19 protein-coding genes and 1 pseudogene are annotated in these 24,136 nt (G+C 69.8%); 8 read left to right on the forward strand and 12 right to left on the reverse strand.

What is annotated here, in order from left to right; genetic code table 11:
• Positions 1-40: 40 nt before the first annotated feature.
• From ACWCRD_RS22230 to uvrC, 11 genes and pseudogenes are all read right to left on the reverse strand, one after another.
• Positions 41-325 (reverse strand): annotated as a pseudogene (locus ACWCRD_RS22230) (MFS transporter); the annotation flags it as partial.
• 132 nt (positions 326-457) lie between these two features.
• A complete protein-coding gene (locus tag ACWCRD_RS22235; RefSeq protein WP_003976875.1) occupies positions 458-793 on the reverse strand; it encodes an RNA polymerase-binding protein RbpA in 336 nt (111 codons plus the stop codon).
• 212 nt (positions 794-1,005) lie between these two features.
• On the reverse strand, positions 1,006-1,242 hold the full coding sequence (secG, locus tag ACWCRD_RS22240) for a preprotein translocase subunit SecG (RefSeq protein ID WP_450967533.1): 237 nt from the start codon (positions 1,240-1,242) through the stop codon (positions 1,006-1,008).
• 108 nt (positions 1,243-1,350) lie between these two features.
• The gene (tpiA, locus tag ACWCRD_RS22245) at positions 1,351-2,127 is read right to left on the reverse strand and encodes a triose-phosphate isomerase (RefSeq protein WP_450967534.1); all 777 of its coding nucleotides are present in this window, start codon (positions 2,125-2,127) and stop codon (positions 1,351-1,353) included.
• Positions 2,128-2,133: 6 nt separating this feature from the next.
• Positions 2,134-3,345: a phosphoglycerate kinase gene (locus tag ACWCRD_RS22250; RefSeq protein WP_450967535.1), complete on the reverse strand. Its 1,212-nt coding sequence runs from the start codon at positions 3,343-3,345 to the stop codon at positions 2,134-2,136.
• A 131-nt stretch (positions 3,346-3,476) separates the two neighbouring features.
• A complete protein-coding gene (gene gap / locus ACWCRD_RS22255) occupies positions 3,477-4,487 on the reverse strand; it encodes a type I glyceraldehyde-3-phosphate dehydrogenase (protein WP_057618359.1) in 1,011 nt (336 codons plus the stop codon).
• 228 nt (positions 4,488-4,715) lie between these two features.
• The gene (locus tag ACWCRD_RS22260; protein WP_450967536.1) at positions 4,716-7,670 is read right to left on the reverse strand and encodes a M14 family zinc carboxypeptidase; all 2,955 of its coding nucleotides are present in this window, start codon (positions 7,668-7,670) and stop codon (positions 4,716-4,718) included.
• Between the two features lie 164 nt (positions 7,671-7,834).
• Positions 7,835-8,824, reverse strand: a complete 990-nt coding sequence (gene whiA, locus ACWCRD_RS22265) for a DNA-binding protein WhiA (RefSeq protein WP_450967537.1) — start codon at positions 8,822-8,824, stop codon at positions 7,835-7,837.
• Positions 8,815-9,882 carry a gluconeogenesis factor YvcK family protein gene (locus ACWCRD_RS22270; RefSeq protein WP_344403893.1) on the reverse strand — a complete coding sequence of 356 codons (1,068 nt, stop codon included), beginning with the start codon at positions 9,880-9,882 and terminating at the stop codon, positions 8,815-8,817. Before ACWCRD_RS22270 ends, whiA begins: the two co-directional genes overlap by 10 nt.
• Complete coding sequence (rapZ, locus tag ACWCRD_RS22275) at positions 9,879-10,835, reverse strand: RNase adapter RapZ (RefSeq protein ID WP_450967538.1); 957 nt, start codon at positions 10,833-10,835, stop codon at positions 9,879-9,881. Before rapZ ends, ACWCRD_RS22270 begins: the two co-directional genes overlap by 4 nt.
• Positions 10,832-12,862, reverse strand: coding sequence for an excinuclease ABC subunit UvrC (gene uvrC / locus ACWCRD_RS22280; protein ID WP_450967539.1), 2,031 nt, complete (start codon positions 12,860-12,862; stop codon positions 10,832-10,834). Before uvrC ends, rapZ begins: the two co-directional genes overlap by 4 nt.
• 329 nt (positions 12,863-13,191) lie before the next feature.
• Here uvrC and ACWCRD_RS22285 point away from each other — a divergent pair, with 329 nt between their 5' ends.
• The 3 genes from ACWCRD_RS22285 to ACWCRD_RS22295 all read left to right on the forward strand — a co-directional run bounded on the left by ACWCRD_RS22285 (position 13,192) and on the right by ACWCRD_RS22295 (position 16,327).
• Positions 13,192-14,148 (forward strand): hypothetical protein, encoded by a 957-nt coding sequence (locus ACWCRD_RS22285; RefSeq protein ID WP_450967540.1) that lies wholly within the window; start codon positions 13,192-13,194, stop codon positions 14,146-14,148.
• A gap of 158 nt (positions 14,149-14,306) precedes the next feature.
• Positions 14,307-15,410 (forward strand): LacI family DNA-binding transcriptional regulator, encoded by a 1,104-nt coding sequence (locus ACWCRD_RS22290; RefSeq protein WP_450967541.1) that lies wholly within the window; start codon positions 14,307-14,309, stop codon positions 15,408-15,410.
• Positions 15,407-16,327: a carbohydrate kinase family protein gene (locus ACWCRD_RS22295; protein WP_450967542.1), complete on the forward strand. Its 921-nt coding sequence runs from the start codon at positions 15,407-15,409 to the stop codon at positions 16,325-16,327. Before ACWCRD_RS22290 ends, ACWCRD_RS22295 begins: the two co-directional genes overlap by 4 nt.
• Before the next feature lie 90 nt (positions 16,328-16,417).
• On the opposite strand, the gene uvrA is transcribed toward ACWCRD_RS22295, so the two are convergent.
• Positions 16,418-19,447 (reverse strand): excinuclease ABC subunit UvrA, encoded by a 3,030-nt coding sequence (gene uvrA, locus ACWCRD_RS22300; RefSeq protein ID WP_450967543.1) that lies wholly within the window; start codon positions 19,445-19,447, stop codon positions 16,418-16,420.
• A 229-nt stretch (positions 19,448-19,676) separates the two neighbouring features.
• Here uvrA and ACWCRD_RS22305 point away from each other — a divergent pair, with 229 nt between their 5' ends.
• From ACWCRD_RS22305 to ACWCRD_RS22325, 5 genes are all read left to right on the forward strand, one after another.
• The gene (locus tag ACWCRD_RS22305) at positions 19,677-20,363 is read left to right on the forward strand and encodes a maleylpyruvate isomerase family mycothiol-dependent enzyme (protein WP_450967544.1); all 687 of its coding nucleotides are present in this window, start codon (positions 19,677-19,679) and stop codon (positions 20,361-20,363) included.
• Positions 20,364-20,416: 53 nt separating this feature from the next.
• Positions 20,417-21,073, forward strand: coding sequence for an MBL fold metallo-hydrolase (locus ACWCRD_RS22310; protein ID WP_450967545.1), 657 nt, complete (start codon positions 20,417-20,419; stop codon positions 21,071-21,073).
• Positions 21,074-21,578: 505 nt separating this feature from the next.
• Entirely contained in the window at positions 21,579-22,463 is an 885-nt protein-coding gene (locus tag ACWCRD_RS22315) for an ABC transporter substrate-binding protein (protein ID WP_450967692.1), read from the forward strand.
• On the forward strand, positions 22,460-23,362 hold the full coding sequence (locus tag ACWCRD_RS22320; protein ID WP_450967546.1) for an amino acid ABC transporter permease: 903 nt from the start codon (positions 22,460-22,462) through the stop codon (positions 23,360-23,362). Before ACWCRD_RS22315 ends, ACWCRD_RS22320 begins: the two co-directional genes overlap by 4 nt.
• On the forward strand, positions 23,359-24,111 hold the full coding sequence (locus ACWCRD_RS22325) for an amino acid ABC transporter ATP-binding protein (RefSeq protein WP_450967547.1): 753 nt from the start codon (positions 23,359-23,361) through the stop codon (positions 24,109-24,111). Before ACWCRD_RS22320 ends, ACWCRD_RS22325 begins: the two co-directional genes overlap by 4 nt.
• Positions 24,112-24,136: the final 25 nt, after the last annotated feature.

Genomic DNA, 24,136 nt, shown 5'->3' on the forward strand with positions numbered 1-24,136 from the left:
CCACAGGTACGTCCGGCTTGCGGACAGGTATCAGGGCGAGGACCGACAGGACGAAGAAGGCGGCGGCGAGCAGGGGCTGCATGTTCAGGCCCCAGGCGGTGGCGACCGCACCGCCGAGCAGTCCGAAGACGACCCAGGACAGATAGCCGCAGGCGGTCACGGACGCGATGAGCAGAGGGCGGTCGGTCAGCGAAGCGGCGAGCGGGGGCAGCGCCGCACCGCGCAGCGCGTCTCCGAACCGGGACACCACCGCGGCCGTCCACAGCCGCCCGAACCCTCCACGCCACGCGGGCGCAAGACTGCCCACTGCCTCGACCGTCGCCACAACTCCCCCTCACGATCTGCCGATGCACAAACCGTAGAGGGCGCCACTGACAATCGGTCCTCGGGCGGCCGGGGGCCGGGTACGAAACAGCTCCGGCCAGGCACCCCTCGGTGCCCGGCCGGCTCTCAACTCCTAGATCTCGCCCCGCAGTTTGGCGAGCGCCTCGGCGAGGATCGCCTCGCCGTCCGCGTCGCTGCGCCGCTCCCTGACGTACGCGAGGTGCGTCTTGTAGGGCTCGGTGCGCGGCGGGTCCGGCGGGTTGTCCCGGTCCTGTCCGGCGGGGAAGCCGCAGCGCGGGCAGTCCCAGGTCTCGGGAACCTGCGCGTCGCTGGCGAAGCTGGGCTGCGTCTCGTGCCCGTTCGAGCACCAGAAGGAGATGCGCAGACGCGGCGCGGACTCGCCGCGCTCGGCCTCGCCCATCGGCCCCGCCCCGACCCGACTTCCTCGGATCGCGTTGCCACTTGCCACGGTCGTAACTCCCTGCGTGATGGTGCCGCGAAGCGAGTCGGCGTTTCCGCTTCGTTGCGAGCGCCTCAGTCTACGTAAGGCCCAACGCGCGTCCAGTGATTGGAGTTACACCCCCCACACCTAGACGCAAGCCCCATGATAGGCCGCGCTCAGCTGCGCGTACCGAACATGGGGCCTTACGTGCGGAATGTACGTGCTGTGTGCGTCGCTGCTCAGCTGCTCGACTTCATGATGATGCCGAGTACGACAATGCACGCGAACCAGAGCAGACCGATCACCACGGTGATCCGGTCGAGGTTGCGCTCGGCGACCGAGGAGCCGCCGACGGACGACTGCATGCCGCCACCGAACATGTCGGAGAGGCCGCCGCCCTTCCCCTTGTGCATCAGCACCAGCAGCATCAGCAGCAGGCTGAAGACGATCAGGGCGATCGAGAACCCCAAAACCACGGCTGGACCAACTTCCTCGGATTCGGATGGACGACGGGGGCACAGCAACCAGGCTGTGCCCCCGCAAGGGTACGACGTATCGCCGCTACCGCATACTCCCAGCTCGTGTCACTGGTCGCGGAAGCGCACGATCTTGACGAACTCGTCCGCGTCCAGCGAGGCACCGCCGACCAGGGCGCCGTCGATGTCGGCCTGCGCCATGATCTCGGCGACGTTGCCGGCCTTGACGGAGCCGCCGTACTGGATGCGGACCTGGTCGGCCAGCTCCTGGGTGTACAGCTCGGCGATCTTGCCGCGGATGGCGGCGCAGACCTCCTGGGCGTCCTCGGCGCCGCAGACCTTGCCGGTGCCGATGGCCCAGACGGGCTCGTAGGCGATCACGATGGTCTCGGCCTGCTCGGCCGGGAGGTCCTTCAGACCGCCCTCGACCTGGGCGAGCGTGTGCGTGACGTGGTTGCCCGCCTCGCGGACGTCCAGCTCCTCGCCGACGCACAGGATCGGGGTCAGGCCGTGCTTGTAGGCGGCCTTGACCTTGGCGTTGACCTGCTCGTCGGTCTCGTTGTGGTACTGGCGGCGCTCGGAGTGGCCGATGGCCACGTACGTGCACTTCAGCTTGGCCAGCATGGCGCCGGAGATCTCGCCGGTGTAGGCGCCGGAGTCGTGCGCCGAGAGGTCCTGGGCGCCGTACTTGATCTTGAGCTTGTCGCCGTCGACCAGGGTCTGCACGGAGCGCAGGTCGGTGAAGGGCGGCAGGACGGCGACCTCCACGGCCTCGTGGTCCTTGTCCGCGAGGGCGAAGGCGAGCTTCTGGACGTGGGCGATGGCCTCGAGGTGGTTGAGGTTCATCTTCCAGTTGCCCGCCATCAGCGGCGTGCGCGTGCTCATAAAGGGTCAGTCCTCCAGTGCGGCGAGGCCGGGGAGCGTCTTGCCCTCGAGGTATTCGAGGGAGGCGCCGCCGCCGGTCGAGATGTGGCCGAATGCGTTCTCGTCGAAGCCCAGGAGGCGCACGGCCGCGGCGGAGTCGCCGCCGCCGACGACCGTGAAGGCCGGGGAGTCGAGGAGGGCCTGGGCGACCGCCTTGGTGCCCTCGGCGAAATCGGGGTGCTCGAAGACGCCCATCGGGCCGTTCCAGAAGACGGTGGCGGCGTCGGTGATCTTCGAGGCGTACAGCTTGCGGGTCTCCGGACCGATGTCCAGGCCCTCCTGGTCGGCCGGGATGGCGTCCGCGGCGACGGTGGTGGGGTTGGCCGGGGCCTTGGTCTTCAGGTCCGGGAAGTCCGTGGAGACCAGGGTGTCGACGGGCAGCACCAGCTCGACGCCGGTCTTCTCGGCGCGCTCGATGTACTCCAGGACGGCCGGGATCTGGTCCTCCTGCAGCAGGGACTTGCCGATCTCGTAGCCCTTGGCCTTGAGGAAGGTGTACGCCATGCCGCCGCCGATGAGCAGGCGGTCGGCCTTGCCGAGCAGCTGGTCGATGACGGCGAGCTTGTCGGAGACCTTGGCGCCGCCCAGGGCGACGACGTACGGCCGCTGCACGTCTTCGGTGAGCTTCTTCAGTACGGCGACCTCGTTCGCGATGAGGTAGCCGGCGGCGTGCGGCAGACGCGCCGGAAGGTCGAAGACCGAGGCGTGCTTGCGGTGCACCGCGCCGAAGCCGTCGCCGACGTAGACGTCCGCGAGGGCGGCCAGCTGATCCGCGAACTCGCCGCGCTCGGCGTCGTCCTTGGCGGTTTCGCCCGCGTTGAAGCGCAGGTTCTCGATGACCGCGACCTGGCCCGGCTCGAGGCCGTCGACGGCCGCGTGCGCGGCGGGGCCGACGGTGTCCTGGGCGAAGGCCACGGGGGCGCCCAGCAGTTCACCGAGCCGCTCGGCGGCCGGAAGCAGGGAGAAGGCCGGGTCCGGCGCGCCCTTGGGGCGGCCGAGGTGCGAGGCCACGACCACCTTGGCGCCCGCGTCCGCGAGGGCCTTGACGGTGGGCAGGACGGCGCGGATGCGGCCGTCGTCGGTGATGAGGCCGTCGGCGAGCGGCACGTTGAGGTCGGCGCGGACGAAGACCCGCTTGCCGTCCACGCCGTCGGCGAGAAGTTCGTCGATCGTCTTCATGTGAGGACTCCTGGTGAGGGCTGCTCTGATCGTACGAGGGCTGATCCGTACGTGAGTCAGGGCCCGGGCGGCGCGTCCCTGCGCTGCCCGAGCCCTGCGTTCACATCGAGGTGCCTGCTCTGTGGATCAGATCAGAGCTGGTTGCCGACGAAGACCGTCAGGTCGACGAGGCGGTTGGAGTAGCCCCACTCGTTGTCGTACCAGCCGAGGATCTTCACCGAGTTGCCCTCCTGGACCATGGTCAGGGAGGAGTCGAAGGTGCAGGAGGCCGGGTCGCTGACGATGTCCGAGGAGACGATCGGGTCCTCGGTGTACGACAGGTAGCCCTTGAGGTCGCCGTCCTCGGAGGCCTTCTTGAACGCGGCGTTGACCTCGTCCTTGGTGACCTCGCGCTGCAGCGTCACGACCAGGTCGGTGGCCGAGCCGGTGGGGACCGGGACGCGCATGGCGATGCCGTCCAGCTTGCCCTTGAGCTGCGGCAGGACCAGGGCGGTGGCCTTGGCGGCACCGGTGGTGGTCGGGATGATGTTCTCGGCGGCGGCGCGGGCGCGGCGCAGGTCCGAGTGCGGGAAGTCCAGGATGCGCTGGTCGTTGGTGTACGCGTGGACCGTCGTCATCAGGCCCTTGACGATGCCGAAGTTCTCGTCGAGGACCTTCGCCATCGGCGCCACACAGTTGGTGGTGCAGGAGGCGTTGGAGATGACGTGGTGGTTGGCCGCGTCGTACTTGTCCTGGTTGACACCCATCACGATGGTGATGTCCTCGTCCTTGGCCGGAGCCGAGATGAGGACCTTCTTGGCGCCGCCGGCGATGTGCTTCTCGGCGTCGGCCTTCTTCGTGAAGATGCCGGTCGACTCGACCACGATGTCGACGCCGAGCTCGCCCCACGGGATGTCGGCGGGGTTGCGCTCGGAAAGGACCTTGATGGTGTGCCCGTCGACGGTGATCGTGTCGGCGGTGTGCGACACCTCGGCCTTGAGGCGGCCCAGGATGGTGTCGTACTTCAGCAGGTGGGCGGTGGTCGCGGTGTCACCCAGGTCGTTGACAGCCACGATCTCGATGTCTGCACCCTGCTCCAGCAGCGCGCGGAAGTAGTTGCGACCGATACGACCGAAGCCGTTGATGCCTACGCGGATCGTCACGAACCGATCTCCTCGTTGGTACGCCGGCCATGCGGTGCCGGCGAGCTCTGTTTGGGATGTCCCCGACCACCCCCGACCCTACCTCCCTGAGAGCGCCGTAGTGACATCGAGACGCCCCATACATGGGCAGGCGGTCCGTACCCGCCAGTAGGGGTACGGACCGCCCGGGACAAAAGATCGTGTCACTCTTTTTGACTACGGAGAGCTAGTCATCGTTGACCAGGGTGTTCAACCTTCCAGTGCCGCGAGGGCCTTCTTGATGAGGCTGTTGCGGTCGGCCGCCGCGCTGACATGCTCCAGCCCGAAGCCCAGCAGCACGGTCCGGTCGGTGGTGATCGCTCCGTATGTCCTGAACAGGGCTCCGGTGCGCGTCCAGTCCTGGAGGACGGCCGGGCTGCCCGCGGGCGGTCCGGACGCGCTCCAGGCGCCGAGCGACGTCTCGAAGCCCTCGGTCTGGGTCGGCGTGCCGCCGATGACGAGCGAGGCGTCGTCGGCGAGGACGCCGTGGCCGCCGGTACCCGGGTCGGTGACGTAGCTGAAGGAGACCTCGACGGACTTGCCGGCGTAGGCGCTCAGGTCGAAGTTGACCTGCTGCCAGCCGTTGGAGGCGCCGGTGAGGCTGTTCCAGGAACCGCTCGTGCCGGTCGCGGTGCAGTCGTTGTCGGCGATGGTCAGGTAGTGCTTGAGCCACGGGTGCTCGTTCACCAGGAAGCCCGCCCCGCACTCGCTCGGTACGGTCTGGTGGGTCGCGCCGCCCTTCTCCGGGAGGGTCGTCCAGTCGTCGGCGCCGGTGGTGTGGGCCTCGACGATGACGTGGTCGTAGCCGGGCTCGGTGTCCCAGAGCAACTGGCTGCGCAGGGTCGGCTGCTGGGCCGCTGCGACACCGGTGAGGTCGATGGTGCGGGTGAGGCGCTTGTAGGCGTCGTCGGTGTGGACGGCGGCCGCCATGAAGGAGCCGGCGTACGGCCCGTACGGGTTGACGGTCCCGGCGAACTGGCCCGCGCCCGCGCTGGCGAACTGCGGGTACTTGTCGGCGGGCAGCGAGTCGGAGGTGACGCTGTAGGTGCCCGCCTTGTCGAGCGGGTTGCCGGTGGCGGCACCGAGCGCCCCGCTGAAGCCGTCGAGCTTGCCGGAGCCGGTGAAGCCGGTGGCCCCGGGGGTCGACGTACGGGAGTAGGCGCCCAGGTAGTACTGGCTGAAGTCGTTCGACAGGGTGCCCCCGCCGAGGTCGACGTCGCCGCCGGCCTGCTCGCCCGCCTCGATCAGCTTGCCGCCCTCGTTGAGGTAGGCGCGCAGCTGGAGCTGGGTGGCGTTGCCGGGAACGCTCGCACCGGTGTAGTGGACGACCGTCTTGAAGTGCTTCAGCACGCCGAGCGCGTCGGGTGCGCCCTGGGTGGCGACATCCCAGACGATCGCCTTGCGGCCGTTGGCCTTCAGCGCGTCCACGTACGTCTGCGCCTGTGTGGCGGCCGCGCCCTCCTCGGCGACGACGAGGGTGTCGGCCTTGGGCCGCTGGGCGACGGTGTAGGTGAAGTGCTCGCTGGAGACCTTCTTGCCGCCCCTGGCCCTGCCGGTGAACCACACCTCGACCTTGTCGCCCGGGGCGCCGTCCCTGACCTTGGCCCGGTACTCGTCGAAGTGCAGGTTGTCGTCCCCGCCGTAGGTCTCGCCGCCCTTCCAGGCCTTGAGCCGCGCATCCTGCGTACGGCCGCCGTTGACGCGGTACTTGAGCTCCTTGTCGCGCACGGCCTTGCGTACGACGACGGAGACCTCCTGGTCGGCACCGCGCGAGTACGACGTGGTGAACGTGGCCGGGGTGAAGTCGGCTGCGGTAAGGCCGAGCGAGGAGGACGGTGTGTCGGGATGCGGGGCGGTCTCGGCGACCGACAGCGCGAACGGGATGTTCTTCTCGAACTCCTGCTGGATCAGCTTCTCGTCGTCCGGGAAGTTGAAGACGGACTGGCAGTCGGCCGCCTTCCACTGGTCGTTGGGGTCGATGTTCGACGCGGTCTGGCACGTCGACATCTCGGGGGTGAACATCGACATGCCGTTGACGTTCGCCGCGTGTCCGTCCGCCTCGCCGTTGGTGGTGTAGAGCTCGGAGGAGACCTGCGGGCGATAGCCGGGTATCGCGGAGTGGTCGGGCGAACCGGCGAGGGCCTTGTAGACCACGTCGTCGGGCGTGGGGGTGGCCACCTGCCAGCCGACGCCGTAGAGCAGGAGTTCGGCGGCGGAGTGGTAGTTGATGCCGTAGGTGAACCCGATGCGCTTCTCGAAGGCGTCCAGCGCCCTGGTCTCGGGCTCGGAGGCGGGGCTCGCGCCGCGATAGGTCTCACTGGTGGGGTTGGGGGACGAACCCTCGTCGTCGTAGCCCCACTTGTAGGGGAAGTTGCGGTTGAGGTCGACGCCGTCACCCGTGGAGATGACACCGTCGCCGTTGACGTCACGCAGGTTCTTGCGCCAAAGGCGGGTCTGGGAGTTCTTGAACGTGTAGTCGTAGCCGTCGGGGTTGGCCGAGATCACGAACCACAGCTCGGTGGAGTCCACGATCTTCTTGATGCGCTGGTCCGTCTTGTAGTGGTCCAGGTAGTAGTGCATCAGCCGGCGGGTCATCTCCGGCGTGATCCACTCGCGCGCGTGCTGGTTGGACAGGTAGAGGACGGAGGGCTTCGAGCCGTCCTTGGACTTCTTCGCGTCCTTGGTCAGTTTGAGCGCGAGGATGTCCTGTCCGCCCACGGTCTTGCCGATGGAGACGACCTTGGTGAGGCCGGGGTTCTCCTGTCCGGTCCGGACGATCTCCTCCTTGAGACCGCCGCTTCCGCTGTACGGGCGGAAGACCCCCTGGGCGGCGGCCTCCACGCGCTTGACGGTCCTGGCCGAAAGCGTGTGCTCGGTCAGGGCGACGCCCTGCTTCTCGAGCTTGTGGGCCTGTTGGCCGGTGAGGTACAGCTCGACCGAGGCGGTGCCCTTCTCCGGGACCTGCTCGCCGAGTTCCTGGCCGTCCTGTCCGGCTGCCAGCAGCAGGGGTACCTGCTTGGCGGTGACGTCGGCGCGGTAGACCTTGACCTCGGTGGGGTCGGATCCCTGCGAACTTCCGTTCTGCGCCTGGGCGATGGGTGCGAGGCTCGCTCCGCCGAGCAGGAGCGCGCCGACAGCGAGGATCGATCTCGCTCTGTGTCTCATGAACCCCCCTAGCAATGGTCCGCCACAGCAGCGAACTGTTGCCAGGCTCATGACACTTCATGATCGAGTCAAGAGCGCCTCATGGACAGACAAATGCCGGTGCCGGCACCCAAGTGGGCGCCGGCACCGGCAGGTTGAGTGATCTTCAGGTGTACGTCTGCGGGTCAGCCGACCAGGTTGTCGGCCATCTCCTCGGTGATGCTGGACTCCGTGCCCGGAATGCCGAGGTCGGAGGCGCGCTTGTCGGCCATCGCAAGGAGTCGGCGGATACGGCCGGCGACGGCGTCCTTGGTCAGCGGCGGGTCGGCGAGCGCGCCCAGCTCCTCCAGCGAGGCCTGCTTGTGCTCCATGCGCAGCCGCCCGGCGGCCGCGAGGTGCTCGGGAACCTCGTCGCCGAGGATCTCCAGGGCGCGCTGCACGCGGGCGCCGGCGGCGACGGCCGCGCGTGCGGAGCGGCGCAGGTTGGCGTCGTCGAAGTTGGCGAGACGGTTCGCCGTGGCCCGCACCTCGCGGCGCATCCGGCGCTCCTCCCAGGCCAGCACCGACTCGTGCGCGCCGAGGCGGGTGAGCAGGGCGCCGATCGCGTCGCCGTCACGGACGACCACGCGGTCCACACCGCGCACCTCGCGCGCCTTCGCGGCGATCGACAGCCGGCGGGCGGCGCCGACGAGGGCGAGCGCGGCCTCCGGGCCGGGGCAGGTCACCTCCAGGGAGGAGGAGCGGCCGGGCTCGGTCAGCGAGCCGTGCGCCAGGAACGCGCCGCGCCAGGCGGCCTCCGCATCGCAGGTGGCCCCCGAGACCACCTGCGGGGGGAGACCGCGGATCGGGCGGCCCCGGCCGTCGACCAGGCCGGTCTGCCGGGCCAGCTGGTCACCGCCGGCGACGACCCGGATGACATAGCGCGAACCGCGGCGCAGTCCGCCCGGCGCCATCACGATCAGTTCGGAGCTGTGGCCGAAGATCTCCAGAATGTCCCGCTTCAGGCGCCGCGCCGCCATCGCGGTGTCCAGCTCCGCTTCGATCACGATGCGCCCGCTGACCAGGTGGAGGCCGCCGGCGAACCGCAGAATGGCGGAGACCTCCGCCTTTCTGCAGCAGGTCCGGGTGACGGGGAGCCGGGAGATCTCATCCTTCACCGCTGCCGTCATCGCCATGGGCCGATCCTTCCATGCATCCGAAAAATACGGTCGTACGCGGCGGCCAGCAGCTCCGGGTCGTGCCGCGGAGTTCCGTCCCTCCGGGCCACCGGCGCCAGCTCGACCGCGGCACCGAACCGCTTGGCGGCTTCGGTGAGCACGTCGCGGTCGGGCACGGCGGCCTCGTCGGCCAGCACCACGTCCAGGGCGAGTTTAGGGGCGTGTCGTCCCAAAACCTCCAAATGACGCTGCGGGGAGAAGCCTTCGGTTTCTCCGGGCTGCGGGGCGAGGTTCAGCGAGAGTACCCGGCGTGCCTTCGTCTCGGTGAGGGCGTCCAGGAGTTCGGGAACGAGCAGGTGCGGGATGACTGAGGAGAACCAGGACCCGGGGCCGAGAACGACCCAGTCGGCGTCCAGGACCGCCTCGACGGCCTCGGGTACGGCGGGCGGGTCGTGCGGCACCAGGTGCACGGACTGCACCTCGCCCGGCGTGAGCGCCACGGTCGCCTGTCCCCGCACGGTGTCGACGTCCTCGGGGCGCTCCGGGTCGTGCCCCTTGACCAGGGCCTGCAGCTCCAGGGGTACGGCGGACATGGGCAGCACGCGCCCGTGCGCACCGAGCAGCTTGCCGACCAGGTCGAGGGCCTGGACATGGTCGCCCAGCTGCTCCCACAGCGCGACGATCAGGAGGTTGCCGACCGCGTGTTCGTGCAGGTCGCCCTTGGACTGGAAGCGGTGCTGGATGACGCGGGCCCAGGTCTGGCCCCAGTCGTCGTCGCCGCACAGCGCGGCCAGCGCCTTGCGCAGGTCGCCGGGCGGCAGCACGCCCAGTTCGTCGCGCAGGCGCCCGCTGGAGCCGCCGTCGTCGGCCACGGTGACGACGGCGGTGAGGTCGCCGGTGATCCGGCGCAGCGCGGCGAGCGAGGCGGACAGGCCCATGCCACCGCCGAGGGCGACGACCTTGGGCTGGGCGCCGCGGCGGCGCGGCCGGGCGCCGCGGGCTTCGACGGGCCGGCCCGCGCGGGACTCGGGCACGACCCGGCGCAGCCTGCTCAGCCGCGGAGAACGCTCCGTCATTCGCGTCCCATGTCCCGGTGCACGACCACCGTCTCCACGCCCTCGGCCGCAAGACGTGCGGCGAGCTTCTCCGACATGGCCACCGAGCGGTGCTTGCCGCCCGTGCAGCCGATGGCGATGGTCACGTACCGCTTGCCTTCGCGGCGGTAGCCGGCCGCGATGAGGCGGAGCAGCTCGGCGTAGCGGTCGAGGAACTCCTTGGCGCCGGGCTGGTTGAAGACGTAGGCGGCGACCTCTTCGTTCAGGCCGGTGAAGGGGCGCAGCTCCGGGACCCAGTGCGGGTTGGGCAGAAAGCGCATGTCCGCGACCAGGTCGGCGTCGACCGGGAGGCCGTACTTGAAGCCGAAGGACATGACGGTGGCCCGCAGCTCGGGCTCCTCCTCGCCGGCGAACTGGGCGTCCATCTTGGCGCGCAGCTCGTGCACGTTCAGGCTGGAGGTGTCGATCACCAGGTCGGCGTCACCGCGCAGCTCGCGCAGCAGTTCGCGCTCGGCGGCGATGCCGTCGACGATGCGGCCGTCGCCCTGAAGGGGGTGGGGGCGGCGGACCGACTCGAAGCGGCGCACCAGGGCGTCGTCGGAGGACTCAAGGAACACGATCCGCCGGGTGACGTGCTTGGCCTCCAGGTCGGCGAGGGACTCGCGGAGGTTGTCGAAGAAGCGACGCCCGCGGACGTCGACGACGACCGCGATCCTGGCGACGTTGCCCTGCGAGCGGGCGCCGAGCTCCACCATGGTGGGGATCAGCGCGGGCGGAAGGTTGTCGACGACGAACCAGCCGAGGTCCTCCAGACACTTGGCGGCTGTCGACCTGCCCGCACCCGACATGCCCGAGATGATCACCAGCTCCGGGATGGCCGCCTCGGGGACCGCCCCGGGCGTGTCGCTGCCCGTACTCACCTGTGCTCCGTCTCCGGCCTGGTTCTCTTGCCCGTCGTGCTCGTTCACATTCATGTCTCCTGCCCCCGTCGTTCGTCCGGGGCGCCCATGGCTACGGGCTGCCCGCTGGAACCCGTGGTTCCGGGTTCCTCCTCCATGATCTCTCCAGTCGCCGTGTTCACGGCGGGCGCGGCCGGGGCCGCCTGGGCGAGGGCGACGGCGATCGTCTCGGCCGTCTTGCGGCCTATGCCGGGGACCTCGCAGATCTGGTCGATGGTGGCGGATCTTAGTTTCTTCAACGAGCCGAAATGTTTCAGAAGTGCCTGCTTGCGTGTGTCCCCGAGTCCCGGCACGTCGTCCAGGGGGCTCGACCTGAAGCGCTTGGCCCGCTTGGTGCGCTGGTAGGTGATCGCGAAGCGGTGCGCCTCGTCGCGGACGCGCTGCAGCAGATACAGGCCCTCGCTGGTGCGGGGCAGGACGACCGGGTCGTCGTCGCCCGGCAGCCAGACCTCCTCCAGACGCTTGGCGAGGCCGCACACGGCGACGTCGTCGATGCCGAGCTCGTCCAGGGCCTTCTTGGCCGCGGCGACCTGGGGCTGTCCGCCGTCGACGACGACGAGCTGGGGCGGGTAGGCGAACTTCTTGGGACGGCCGTCCTCCTCGGTGAGGGTGTTCTCGCCGTCGGCCCACTCCCCCGTCTTCTCCTTCTCCGCGAGGTAACGCCGGAAGCGGCGGTTGATCACCTCGTGCATGGAGCGGACGTCGTCCTGTCCCTCGAAGCCCTTGATCTGGAAGCGGCGGTACTCGCTCTTGCGCTGCAGGCCGTCCTCGAAGACGACCATGGAGGCCACCACGTCGTCGCCCTGGAGGTGCGAGATGTCGTAGCACTCGATGCGGAGGGGGGCGCTGTCCAGGTCGAGGGCCTCGGCGATCTCCTCCAGGGCACGCGAGCGCGTGGTCAGGTCGGAGGCGCGCTTGGTCTTGTGCAGCACGAGCGCCTGCTGGGCGTTGCGCTCGACCGTCTCCATCAGGGCCTTCTTGTCGCCGCGCTGCGGGATGCGCAGCGAGACCGCGGAGCCCCGGCGCTCGGTGAGCCACTCCTGGACGGGCTCGACCGGGTCGGGCAGGGCCGGGACGAGGACCTCCTTGGGGACGGAGTCGCCCTTCTCCTCGCCGTACAACTGCTGCAGGGCGTGTTCGACGAGGGCGCCGGTGGTGATCTCCTCGACCTTGTCGGTGACCCAGCCGCGCTGGCCGCGCACCCGTCCGCCGCGAACGTGGAAGATCTGGACGGCCGCCTCCAGCTCGTCCTCGGCGACCGCGATCAGGTCGGCGTCGGTCGCGTCGGCGAGCACGACCGCGTTCTTCTCCATGGCCTTCTTCAGGGCCTCGATGTCGTCGCGCAGGCGGGCCGCCCGCTCGTACTCCATCTCCTCGGCCGCCTGGGCCATCTGCTTCTCGAGGCGGCGCAGGTACGTCCCCGTACGGCCGGCCATGAAGTCGCAGAACTCCTCGGCCAGTTCGCGGTGTTCCTCGGCGGAGACGCGCTCGACGCAGGGGGCGGAGCACTTGCCGATGTAGCCGAGCAGACAGGGACGGCCGGTGCGGGCGGCGTTCTTGAAGACACCCGCCGAGCAGGTGCGCACCGGGAAGACCCGCAGCAGGAGGTCCACGGTGTCGCGGATCGCCCACGCGTGCCCGTACGGCCCGAAGTAGCGCACGCCCTTGCGCTTGTGGCCGCGCATCACCTGGACGCGCGGGAACTCCTCGTTCATCGTCACCGCGAGGTACGGGTAGCTCTTGTCGTCGCGGTACTTGACGTTGAACCGGGGGTCGAACTCCTTGATCCAGGAGTACTCCAGCTGCAGGGCCTCGACCTCCGTGGACACCACGGTCCACTCCACGGACGCGGCCGTGGTGACCATGGAGCGGGTGCGGGGGTGGAGTCCGGCCAGGTCCTGGAAGTAGTTCGCCAGGCGCTGGCGCAGGCTCTTCGCCTTTCCGACGTAGATCACCCGGCGGTGCTCGTCACGGAACCTGTACACCCCTGGCGAGTCCGGGATCTGTCCCGGCTTGGGGCGGTAGCTGGAGGGATCGGCCATGTCTCACACCCTACTGGCGAGCGCTGACAGTGCGGCGGGCCTGTGGACGACGCCGCCGTCCGGGCTCGCGGGACTCGGGGAGCGTCACCCTCGGTGACCCGCACCACCGCGCCGGGTTGAGACACCGATCGCGTCTCGGCCAGGAGTGCACCGCCGTTGGGTCTCAGGTGTTGTCGGGACTAGGTCAACACGCTTCAATGCGGGGGAACTCGGGACCGGGAACGACGGCGTACGGATGTGAAGACTCCCCGGCGCCGACGGGGTGGCCCCGGATTACGCACAGACCCGGCCCGACCAGCCGTAGCGAGCATTCACAGAAAGGCCCCTGCATGCCGCACGCCACACAGCACGCGGACGTCGCCGCCGTCGTGACCGCGGAACTGGACTCGGCCCTTCGGGGCGGCCCCTTCCACGTCGCACTGCGTGCCGCGATCGCCGCCCGCGGACTGCCCCTGCAGCGCGTGCAGCACCATCTGTCGCGCTACGGGGTCAAGGTCGGTGTGACGAGCCTGAGTTACTGGCAGCAGGGTGCCCGACGCCCGCAGCGCCCCGAGTCCCTGCGGGCCGTACGCGCGCTGGAGGAGATCCTCCAGCTGCCGGAGGAGTCCCTGATCCGGCTGCTCGCGGAGACCGACGAACCCACGTGCGCGGGGCGGCCCGCGGGCCGCTCCTACCGCGCCCTGGTGGAGGCGTCGGGCGTCCTGGAGCGGCTGCTGGCCGAGCTGGGCTCGCCTCTGGACGGCGGTCTGCACACCTTGGGCCACCACGAGCGGGTACGCATCGGCGCCCGCCGCGAACTGGCGGGCCGCGAGTCCCACCACATAGTGCGCGCCCACAAGGACGGAGTGGACCGCTTCGTGGCCGTCCACCACGGCGACCCGGGCTGCGCACCGGAACGCATGCGGGTGCACGCACTGGAGAACTGCCGCACGGGACGCGTGCGCGTGCACCACGACACCGGTGTGCTCGTGGCCGAGTTCCTCTTCGACACCCGCCTGCGGGCCGGGGACACCTTCCTCTTCCGCTACGGCATCGAGGACGGCACCGCCGGCGTGTCCCGCGAGTACATCCGTGGGTTCGGTCCGGCCGGCGGGCAGTACGCGCTCCAGGTGCGCTTCGACGAGCAGGCCCTGCCCTCCCGCTGCCACCGCTTCGCCCAGCACTCGCCCGCGGCCCCGCGCAGCGGCCGCCAGGAGCTGCCCCTGAGCGGCCGCCACCGTTCGGTCCACCTCGTCGAGCCCCGGGTGCGGACGGGGCTCGTGGGCATCGGGTGGGACTGGGAGTGAGCCCTGCCCGACGGGCCGGCCAGATCGGCGCACTTCTCCGCCGTCACGGGACGTAAACGTTTGCGCAAGCGTTTACGCGGGACCGCGGATGGGATACCGTCCCGGCCGGAAGGCACGCCGTGCCGTCGAAGGGGGCGGGGCCCAGGAAGGGGGACGCGATGGCGACCATGGCCGATGTCGCTCGAAGCGCCGGGGTCTCCGTGGCGACCGTCTCGCACGTCCTGAACGACACCCGGCCCGTCCTCCCCCACACCCGCCAGGCCGTCCTGGACGCAGTCGACCGGCTCGGCTACACCCCGAACACCCTCGCCCGCTCCCTGGTGACCGCGCGCACCCGCTCCATCGGACTCGCGGTGTCGGCGATCAGCAACCCGTACTTCACGGAGATCCTCCAGGGCGTGGAGGCCGGCGCCCTGGAACACGGCTACAGCCTGCTCATCGCCGACCCGCACGACGACCCGGAGCACGAGCGCAAGGTCGTCCAGCTGCTGCACGAACGCCGGGTCGACGGCATGATCGTCGCCCCTTCGGCGAACCCGGGCGACCTCCTCGCCTACCTCGGCCGCCACGGCGTGCCGGCCGTCTTCCTCGACCGGCTCGTCACCACCCCGGCCGACGGCACACCCGCGTACGACCAGGTCTTCGCCGAGAGCGTCGAACCGACCGCCCGGCTGGTCACCCATCTCGCCGAGCTCGGCCACCGCCGGATCGCCCTGGTCGCAGGCCGGCCCGGGCTCAGCACGACCCGCGAACGCGTCGCCGGATACCGCCACGGCCTCGCCGCCTCCGGGCTCCCCCACGACGAACGCCTCCTGGTGCACGGCAACTCCGAGTCCGCCGACGCCGAGCGCGCCACCACGGCTCTTCTCTCCCTTGCCGCCCCGCCCACCGCACTGGTCACCGCCAACAACGCGATGACCATCGGTGCGCTGCGCGCCCTGCGCGAGCGGGGTCTGTCCGTGCCCGAGGACATGGCCCTGTGCTGCTTCGACGACTTCGCCTGGGCGGACCTGTTCTCGCCGCGGCTGACCGCCGTCGCCCAGCCCAGCCGGGAGATCGGCGCCCAGGCGGTCCAGGTACTCCTGGACCGCCTCGCCTCCCCGGACCGCCCAGCCCGCACCCTGCGGCTTCCCTGCACCTTCGTCCACCGGACCTCGTGCGGCTGCCCGGAAGGGACGGCGCGGTCCGCACAACCCGAACAGCCCGAGAAATTCGAGAAGCCCGAGAAGTTCGGCAAGGGCGAGAAAGGAACCGCCTCGTGATCGTCGTCGCCGGTGAGGCTCTGATCGACCTGGTACCGCAGGGCACAGGGGCTCTCGCGGGCCTGAAGCCGGCGCTCGGCGGCGGCCCGTACAACACGGCCGTGGCCCTCGGGCGTCTCGGCTCCCCCACGGCGTTCTGCTCCCGCACCTCATGCGACGCCTTCGGCGAGGCGCTGCTCGACGGGCTCCGGGCAGCGGGCGTGGACGTCTCGGCCGTGCAGCGCGGTGCGGAGCCGACCACCCTCGCGGTCGCCACGATCGACGGGGACGGATCCGCCGCCTACTCCTTCTACGTCGAGGGCACCGCCGACCGGCTGTTCGTGGCGCCCGAGGCGCTGCCCGCCGAGACGCGGGCCGTGTCCTTCGGCACCTGCTCGCTCGTCCTTGAGCCCGGGGCGACGGCGTACGAGACCCTGCTGCGGACCGCCGCCGCGCAGGGCGTGTTCACCGCGCTGGACCCCAACATCCGGGCGGGCCTGATTCCCGACGCGGACGCCTACCGGGCACGTTTCCGGAGCTGGCTGCCCTACGTGTCGCTGCTCAAGCTCTCCGAGGAGGACGCCCTGTGGCTGGGCGGCACCCCGCGGGAGTGGCTGGCCGCCGGACCCGCGGCCGTCGTGATCACCCATGGCGGCGACGGGCTCAGCGCCTTCACCCGGGACGGGGCCGTGCACCCCGTGCCGGGCGAGAAGGTCGACGTCGTCGACACCATCGGCGCCGGCGACACGGTGAACGCGGCCCTCCTGCACGGTCTGGCCGCCCAAAACGCCCTGTCCGCCGAGGCACTCCTGGGACTGGGCGCCGACGGCTGGACCAGGCTGCTGCGCTACGCAGCCCGGGCCGCCGCGATCACCTGCTCCCGGGCGGGCGCGGAGCCGCCGTACGCCTCCGAACTGGGCGAGGTACAGGGCCCGTAACCCTCCTGCGCGGGCCCGACGGCCCGGCTTGCAACGGGCGGCGCCCCGCGGGAAGTTCTCCCGCGGGGCGCCGCACCGTTCTGGATATGTTCAGGCCTTCCGTGTCCGCGTCGTCTTCTTCGCGGGCGTGGCCTTCTTCGCGGCGCCGGCCGCCTTCTTCGCGGCGGTGTTGTCGGCGGTCCTGGCCGTCGCCGTCTTCTTCGCCGCCGCCCCGGCCGCGACCGTCTTCCTGGCCGCGGTCTTGCGCGGGGCCGGTACCGAACTGGCGTCGCTGATCCGGTCGGCTCCGAGGATCTCCCGCAGGAACTTGCCGGTGTGGCTGGCCGGGATCCCGGCGACCTCCTCGGGCGTGCCCTCGGCGACGACGAGTCCGCCGCCGGCGCCGCCCTCGGGGCCCATGTCGACGATCCAGTCGGCGGTCTTGATCACGTCGAGGTTGTGCTCGATGACGATGACCGTGTTGCCCTTGTCGACCAGGCCGGCAAGTACCGTCAGCAGCTTGCTGATGTCCTCGAAGTGCAGACCGGTGGTCGGCTCGTCCAGGACGTAGACCGTGCGGCCGGTGGAGCGCTTCTGGAGCTCGCTGGCGAGCTTCACGCGCTGCGCCTCACCGCCGGACAGGGTGGTGGCGGACTGGCCGAGCCGGACATAGCCGAGACCGACGTCGTTCAGCGTCTTGAGGTGGCGGTTGATCGCCGGAACCGCCTCGAAGAAGTTCATGGCTTCCTCGATGGGCATGTTCAGGACCTCGGCGATGGACTTGCCCTTGTAGTGGACCTCCAGGGTCTCCCGGTTGTAGCGGGCGCCGTGGCAGACCTCACAGGGGACGTACACGTCCGGCAGGAAGTTCATCTCGATCTTGATGGTGCCGTCGCCCGCGCAGTTCTCGCAGCGGCCGCCCTTGACGTTGAAGGAGAAGCGGCCGGGCAGATAGCCGCGGACCTTCGCCTCGGTGGTCTCGGCGAACAGCTTGCGGATGTGGTCGAAGACGCCGGTGTACGTCGCCGGATTGGAGCGCGGGGTGCGGCCGATGGGCGACTGGTCGACGTGCACGACCTTGTCGACGAGGTCGTCGCCGTCCACGCGCGTATGCCGCCCGGGAACGCTGCGCGCGCCGTTCAGCTCGCGGGCCAGGTGCGTGTACAGGATGTCGTTGACCAGCGTCGACTTGCCGGAGCCGGACACGCCGGTGACGGCCGTGAACACTCCCAGCGGGAAGGAGACGTCGATGTCCTGGAGGTTGTTCTCGCGGGCGCCGTGCACCGTGAGCCTGCGGGAGGGGTCCTGCGGGCGGCGGATGTCGGGCAGCGGGATCGACCTCTTGCCGGCCAGGTACTGGCCGGTCATGGACTCGGCGTTGGTGAGCAGCTCCTTCAGGGAGCCGCTGTGCACGACCTTGCCGCCGTGCTCGCCCGCGCCGGGGCCGATGTCGACGACCCAGTCGGCGACCTTGATGGTGTCCTCGTCGTGCTCGACGACGATGAGCGTGTTGCCCATGTCGCGCAGTCTGACCAAGGTCTCGATCAGCCGGTGGTTGTCGCGCTGGTGCAGGCCGATGGACGGCTCGTCCAGGACGTACAGGACGCCGACGAGGCCGGAGCCGATCTGGGTGGCCAGGCGGATGCGCTGGGCCTCACCGCCGGACAGGGTGCCGGCCGCGCGGTTCAGCGAGAGGTAGTCCAGGCCGACGTCGACCAGGAACCGCAGCCGCTCGTTGACCTCCTTCAGCACCCGCTCGGCGATCTTCTTGTCGCGGGCGTTGAGCTTCAGCTCGCCCAGGAAGTCGGCGCAGTCGCTGATGGACATGCCGGAGACCTCGGCGATCGACTTCCCCATGATCGTGACCGCGAGGACGATCGGCTTCAGGCGGGTGCCCTCACAGGTGGGGCAGGGCACCTCGCGCATATAGCCCTCGAAGCGCTCGCGGCTGGCGTCGCTCTCGGACTCGCTGTGCCGGCGCTTGACGAAGGGCACGGCGCCTTCGAAGGGCGTGGTGTAGACGCGCTCGCGCCCGTACCGGTTGCGGTAGCGGACCTCGATCTGTGTCTTGTGGCCCTGGAGCAGAGCCTTCTTGGCGCGCTGCGGCAGGCCCGCGAAGGGGATGTCGGTGCGGAAACCCAGAGCGTCCGCCAGGGCGCCGATCAGCCGGCCGAAGTAGTCCTTGGTGTGGCCGTGCGACCAGGGGTGGATGGCGCCCTCGTCGAGGGACTTGTCCTCGTCCGGGACGATCAGCTCGGGGTCGACCTCCATGCGCGTACCGATGCCGGTGCAGTCGGGGCAGGCGCCGAAGGGCGAGTTGAAGGAGAAGGAGCGCGGCTCCAGCTCCTCGAAGGACAGGTCGTCGTACGCGCAGTACAGGTGCTCCGAGTACATGCGCTCGCGCTCGGGGTCGTCCTCGGGGAGGTCGACGAAGTCGAGCACGACCATGCCGCCGGACAGGCCGAGGGCGGTCTCGATGGAGTCGGTGAGGCGGCGCTTGGCGGAGTCCTTGACCGTGAGGCGGTCGACGACCACCTCGATGGTGTGCTTCTCCTGCTTCTTCAGCGTGGGCGGGCTGGAGAGCTGGATCGTCTCGCCGTCCACACGCGCGCGGGAGTAGCCCTTGGTCTGGAGATCGGCGAAGAGATCGACGAACTCTCCCTTGCGCTCGCGCACCAGTGGCGACAGCACCTGGAAGCGGCTCCCCTCCGGCAGCTCCAGGACCTTGTCGACGATGGCCTGCGGCGACTGGCGCGAGATCGGGCGGCCGCACTCGGGACAGTGCGGCTTGCCGATGCGGGCGAAGAGCAGACGCAGGTAGTCGTAGACCTCGGTGATGGTGCCGACCGTCGAGCGCGGGTTGCGCGAGGTCGACTTCTGGTCGATGGAGACGGCCGGGGACAGACCCTCGATGAAGTCGACGTCCGGCTTGTCCATCTGGCCGAGGAACTGGCGGGCGTACGAGGAGAGCGACTCCACGTAGCGCCGCTGCCCCTCGGCGAAGATGGTGTCGAAGGCCAGCGAGGACTTGCCCGACCCCGACAGGCCCGTGAAGACGATGAGCGAGTCGCGCGGCAGGTCGAGCGAGACATTCTTGAGGTTGTGCTCGCGCGCGCCACGGACGATGAGACGGTCGGCCACGCCGGTCCGCACCTTTCTTGGCTTGAGAGGAGTGACAGGGGCGAGGCCCCCGTGCTTTCTCAGACTAGGGGGAGCCACTGACAACGCCGGTCGGATTCCCGGGTTGCATAACAATCCCCGGCTCTCCAGCATGCCCGACGCCACGCCCGACCATATAGCACGCGCATTCGATTTACGGCACGGCTTCACCACCTTCACCCAAAGGTGTGGCGGGGCTAGGGTCAGCAGCATGATTGATCACGGTCATGACCTGGCGTCTGTACGCGACGCGACGGACCGGCTGCTCACCGCAGCCGCCGAACTGGACAACGCATCGGTGGCCGAGCCGTCACGGCTGCCCGGCTGGAGCCGCGGCCACGTCCTCGCTCACCTGGCCCGCAACGCGGACGCGCTTGTGAACGTCCTCGAGGGCCGTCCCATGTATCCGTCCGGGGAGGCCCGCGACGCCGACATCGAGCGGGACGCCCAGCGCCCCCTCGACGTCCAGCTCTCCGATCTGCGCGACAGCGCGGCCCGCTTCCAGGAGAGCGGTGCGGTGCCGGCGGACTGGTCGCGCACGGTGGAGTTGCGCAACCGGGTCACCGACTCGGCTTCCAGGGTGCCGTTCCGCCGGTGGGCCGAGGTGGAGCTGCATCACGTGGACCTCGGCATCGGGTACGAGCTGGAGGATCTGCCGGCCGAGTTCTCACAGCGGGAGATCGATTTCCTGGCCGCTCGCTTCTCCGGGCACCCCGACGTGCCCCCCACCCGGCTGACGGACGGTACGCGCGCGTGGCGGACGGGCCGGGAGGCGACGGAGCCGGAGGTCACCGTCTCGGGCCCGGCGCCGGAGCTGCTCGGCTGGCTGGCGGGGCGCCGCGACGGCTCCGGGCTGACCGTGCAGGGCGGCCCGCTGCCGGCGCTTCCGCCGTTGTGACCGCGCGGCCATGGCGGGACTCCGGGCACGCTCCCCCGCTATAGGCTGCCGCCATGACGTACAGCGGACAGGTGACGGTCGGCGGCCCGGCGGATGTGCACGAGCTGAAGGACCTGATGATCACCAAGATCGCGGTCGGCCCGATGGACAACAACGCCTATCTGCTGCGCTGCCGGGCCACCGATGAGCAGTTGCTGATCGACGCGGCCAACGACGCGGACACGCTGCTCGGCATGATCGGTGACGACGGCATCGCCTCCGTCGTCACCACCCATCAGCACGGCGACCACTGGCAGGCGCTCGCCCAGGTCGTCACGGCCACCGGCGCCCGCACATACGCGGGCCGGGAGGACGCCGTCGGCATCCCGGTGCCGACCGACGTCCTCGTCGACGACGGCGACACCATCCGGGTGGGGCGCGTGGAGCTCACCGCGCGCCATCTGGTCGGGCACACGCCGGGCTCGATCGCCCTCGTCTACGACGACCCGCACGGGCATCCCCATGTCTTCACGGGGGACTGCCTCTTCCCCGGGGGCGTCGGCAACACCCGTAAGGATCCCAAGGCGTTCGCCAGTCTGATCCACGACGTCAAGACGAAGATCTTCGACGTGCTTCCGGACGAGACCTGGGTCTACCCCGGGCACGGCAACGACACGACCCTGGGCGCGGAGCGGCCGCATCTGCCGGAGTGGCACGCGCGCGGGTGGTGAGAGCGCCGAACGGCACACAGGGGCGGTCAGGTGCTACGACCTGACCGCCCCTGTACGCCTCGGCCCGCTTGCCGCCTCGAGAGGACGGGCCCTGACCCATGGGAGTCATGCCCTACAGCGTGCAGGGCCGCAGATGCGTCACATCCGGGGGCGCACACGCCAGGATGCGCACAGCGCGCCCCGCGTCCTCGGCCCTGGCCCCGGCGCGAACTCCCCGTACGCCCGCGCCTGCTTGACGCACGCGCCCCGTGTGAACCATTCACACGAGCCGAAGTGCTGCGCGCGCTCCCCGGGCACCTTGTTGCGCAGTCAACTGGAAGCAGCCCCGCACAGGATGACGGCTCCTGCGCGGTATGGGCCGCCGGTCTTTCAATCCCCGCCCTCGACCGGCGGCCCCGGCGTTCTCTCAGGAAGTGTTCACAAGGCCGCAACACGCGTTCCCACTATGCGGACAATTCCCGACGTGACCTCGACAAACGGGACGCTGGACTGCCACTCTCCCGCCATGCACCTCGCCCCTCGCGCTCTGCGCCGCGCCGTCGCCGCGGCAACCATAGGCCTGCTCGCCACCGCTGTCGGCTGCGCTCCGCAGCCGGAGGACAAGGCGGCAGCCACACCGTCCGGTTCGGCCTCGAAGACCTGCGCCAAGGGCAAGTTGGACACCAAGGCATCCGGCAAACTGACCGTCGCCACGGACGAGCCCGCCTACGAGCCGTGGTTCAAGGACGACAAGCCCGCCAACGGCAAGGGCTTCGAGTCGGCCGTCGCCTACGCGGTGGCGCAGCAGCTCGGCTACGACAAGAGTGCCGTCGTGTGGCAGCAGGTGCCCTTCAACAAGGCCTTCGCGCCCGGCGTGAAGACCTTCGACTTCGACATCAACCAGGTGTCCATCAGCGACGAGCGCAAGAAGGCCGTGGACTTCTCCTCCGGCTACTACGACGTGCGCCAGGCCGTCATCGCGCTGAAGGGGTCTAAGGCCGCCAAGGCGACCGGCATCGCGGATCTCAAGGGCCTCAAGCTGGGCGCCCAGGTGGGCACAACGAGCCTCAACTACATCGGCGACGTGGTGAAGCCCTCCCAGGAGGCGGCCGCGTACTCCAAGAACGACCAGGCCATCTCCGCGCTGAAGAACGGTCAGGTGGACGCGATCGTCACCGACCTGCCCACCGCCTTCTACGTCACCGCCGCCCAGGTGACCGACGCCAAGATCGTCGGACAGTTCGAGAACCAGGGCGGTACGCCAGAGCAGTTCGGGCTGGTCCTCGACAAGGGCAGTGCCCTCACCTCGTGCGTGTCGTCGGCCGTGGATGCCCTCCGCAAGGACGGGACGCTGGCGAAGCTGGAGAAGCAGTGGCTGTCCGACGCCGTCGGCGCTCCGGTGCTCAAGTGACGGTCACGAAGGAGGAGTCCGGCAAGGACGCGGGCAAGAGTGACATGCCCGAGGGGTACACCCCGTCCGAGCGGCGGCTGGCGCGCGAGCGCTACAAGCGCGCGCGTGCCCGTCGCGCGACGGCCATCGCCGCCGTCTCGACCCTCGTCACCGCCGTCGTCCTCTACCTGGTCGTCGTCAGCGCTCCCGGCTGGGAGCGTACCAAGGAGACCTTCTTCGACGCGGGCTACGCACGCGAGGCGTTCCCCAAGGTCCTGGAAGGGCTCTGGCTCAACATCCGGCTGCTGCTGATCTGCGGTGTTCTGGTGCTCGTCCTGGGCATGCTGATCGCCGTCGCACGGACCCTGCCGGGGCCGGTGTTCTTCCCCCTGCGGGCGCTCGCGGCCGCGTACACGGACTTCTTCCGCGGTCTGCCGCTGATCATCAACCTGATGATCGTCGTCTTCGGCGTGCCCGCACTGCGTCTCCAGGGTGTGACCGTTGATCCCGTGTGGCTGGGCGGTACGGCGCTGACCCTGACGTACTCGGCGTACGTCGCCGAGGTGTTCCGCGCCGGCATCGAGTCGGTGCATCCTTCGCAGCGCGCCGCAGCCCGCTCGCTGGGCCTGACCAACCGGCAGGCGCTGCGGCACGTGGTGCTGCCCCAGGCGGTACGCCGTCAGGTGCCGCCCCTGCTGAACGATCTGGTGTCGCTCCAGAAGGACACCGGACTGGTGTCGATCGGCGGTGCGATCGACGCCGTCCGGGCGTCCGACATCATCGCCCAGCGCAGCCTCAACTACACGCCGTACATCGTCGCGGGCCTGGTCTTCGTGGCGCTGACCATCCCGATGACCCGCTTCACGGACTGGGTGACGGCACGGATGGACCGCCGACGGGCCCAGGGAGGATCGATATGAGCGACGCTCCCGTGCTGCGCATGGAGTCCGTGCGCAAGACCTTCGGCGACACAGTCGTCCTGCGGGATGTCGACCTGGAGGTCGCCCCGCACACGGTGACCGCGCTGATCGGCGCCTCTGGGTCGGGCAAGTCGACGCTGCTGCGATGCGCGAACCTCCTGGAGGAGATCGACGACGGGGCGATCTGGCTGGACGGCGAGGAGATCACCGATCCGCGCGCCGACCAGGACGCCGTACGCCGCCGCATCGGCGTGGTCTTCCAGGCCTACAACCTGTTCCCGCACATGACGGTCCTGGACAACATCACCCTCGCCCCGCGGCGGGTGCACGGCGTCTCCCGTGCGGAGGCCGAGGAACGTGCCCGGGAGCTGCTGGAGCGGCTCGGGCTCGGCGGCAAGGCGGGTGAGTACCCGGACCGGCTGAGCGGCGGCCAGCAGCAGCGTGTGGCGATCGTGCGCGCTCTCGCCGTACGGCCGCGGCTGCTGCTGCTCGACGAGATCACCGCTGCCCTGGACCCCGAGCTCGTCGGCGAGGTCCTCACCGTCGTGCGGGACCTGAAGGACGACGGCATGACCATGGTGCTGGCCACGCACGAGATGGGCTTCGCCCGGGACGTCGCCGACCAGGTTTGTTTTCTGGACTCAGGGGTGGTCCTGGAGCGCGGAACCGCCGAGCAGATCTTCGGCGACCCGCAGCAGGAACGCACGCAACGGTTCCTGCGGCGGATCGTGGAGGCGGGCCGGCTGTAAGAGCCGCGCGCCTGGTGACCGGGGC

It is taken from the genome of Streptomyces sp. NPDC002092 (genome assembly GCF_053593775.1).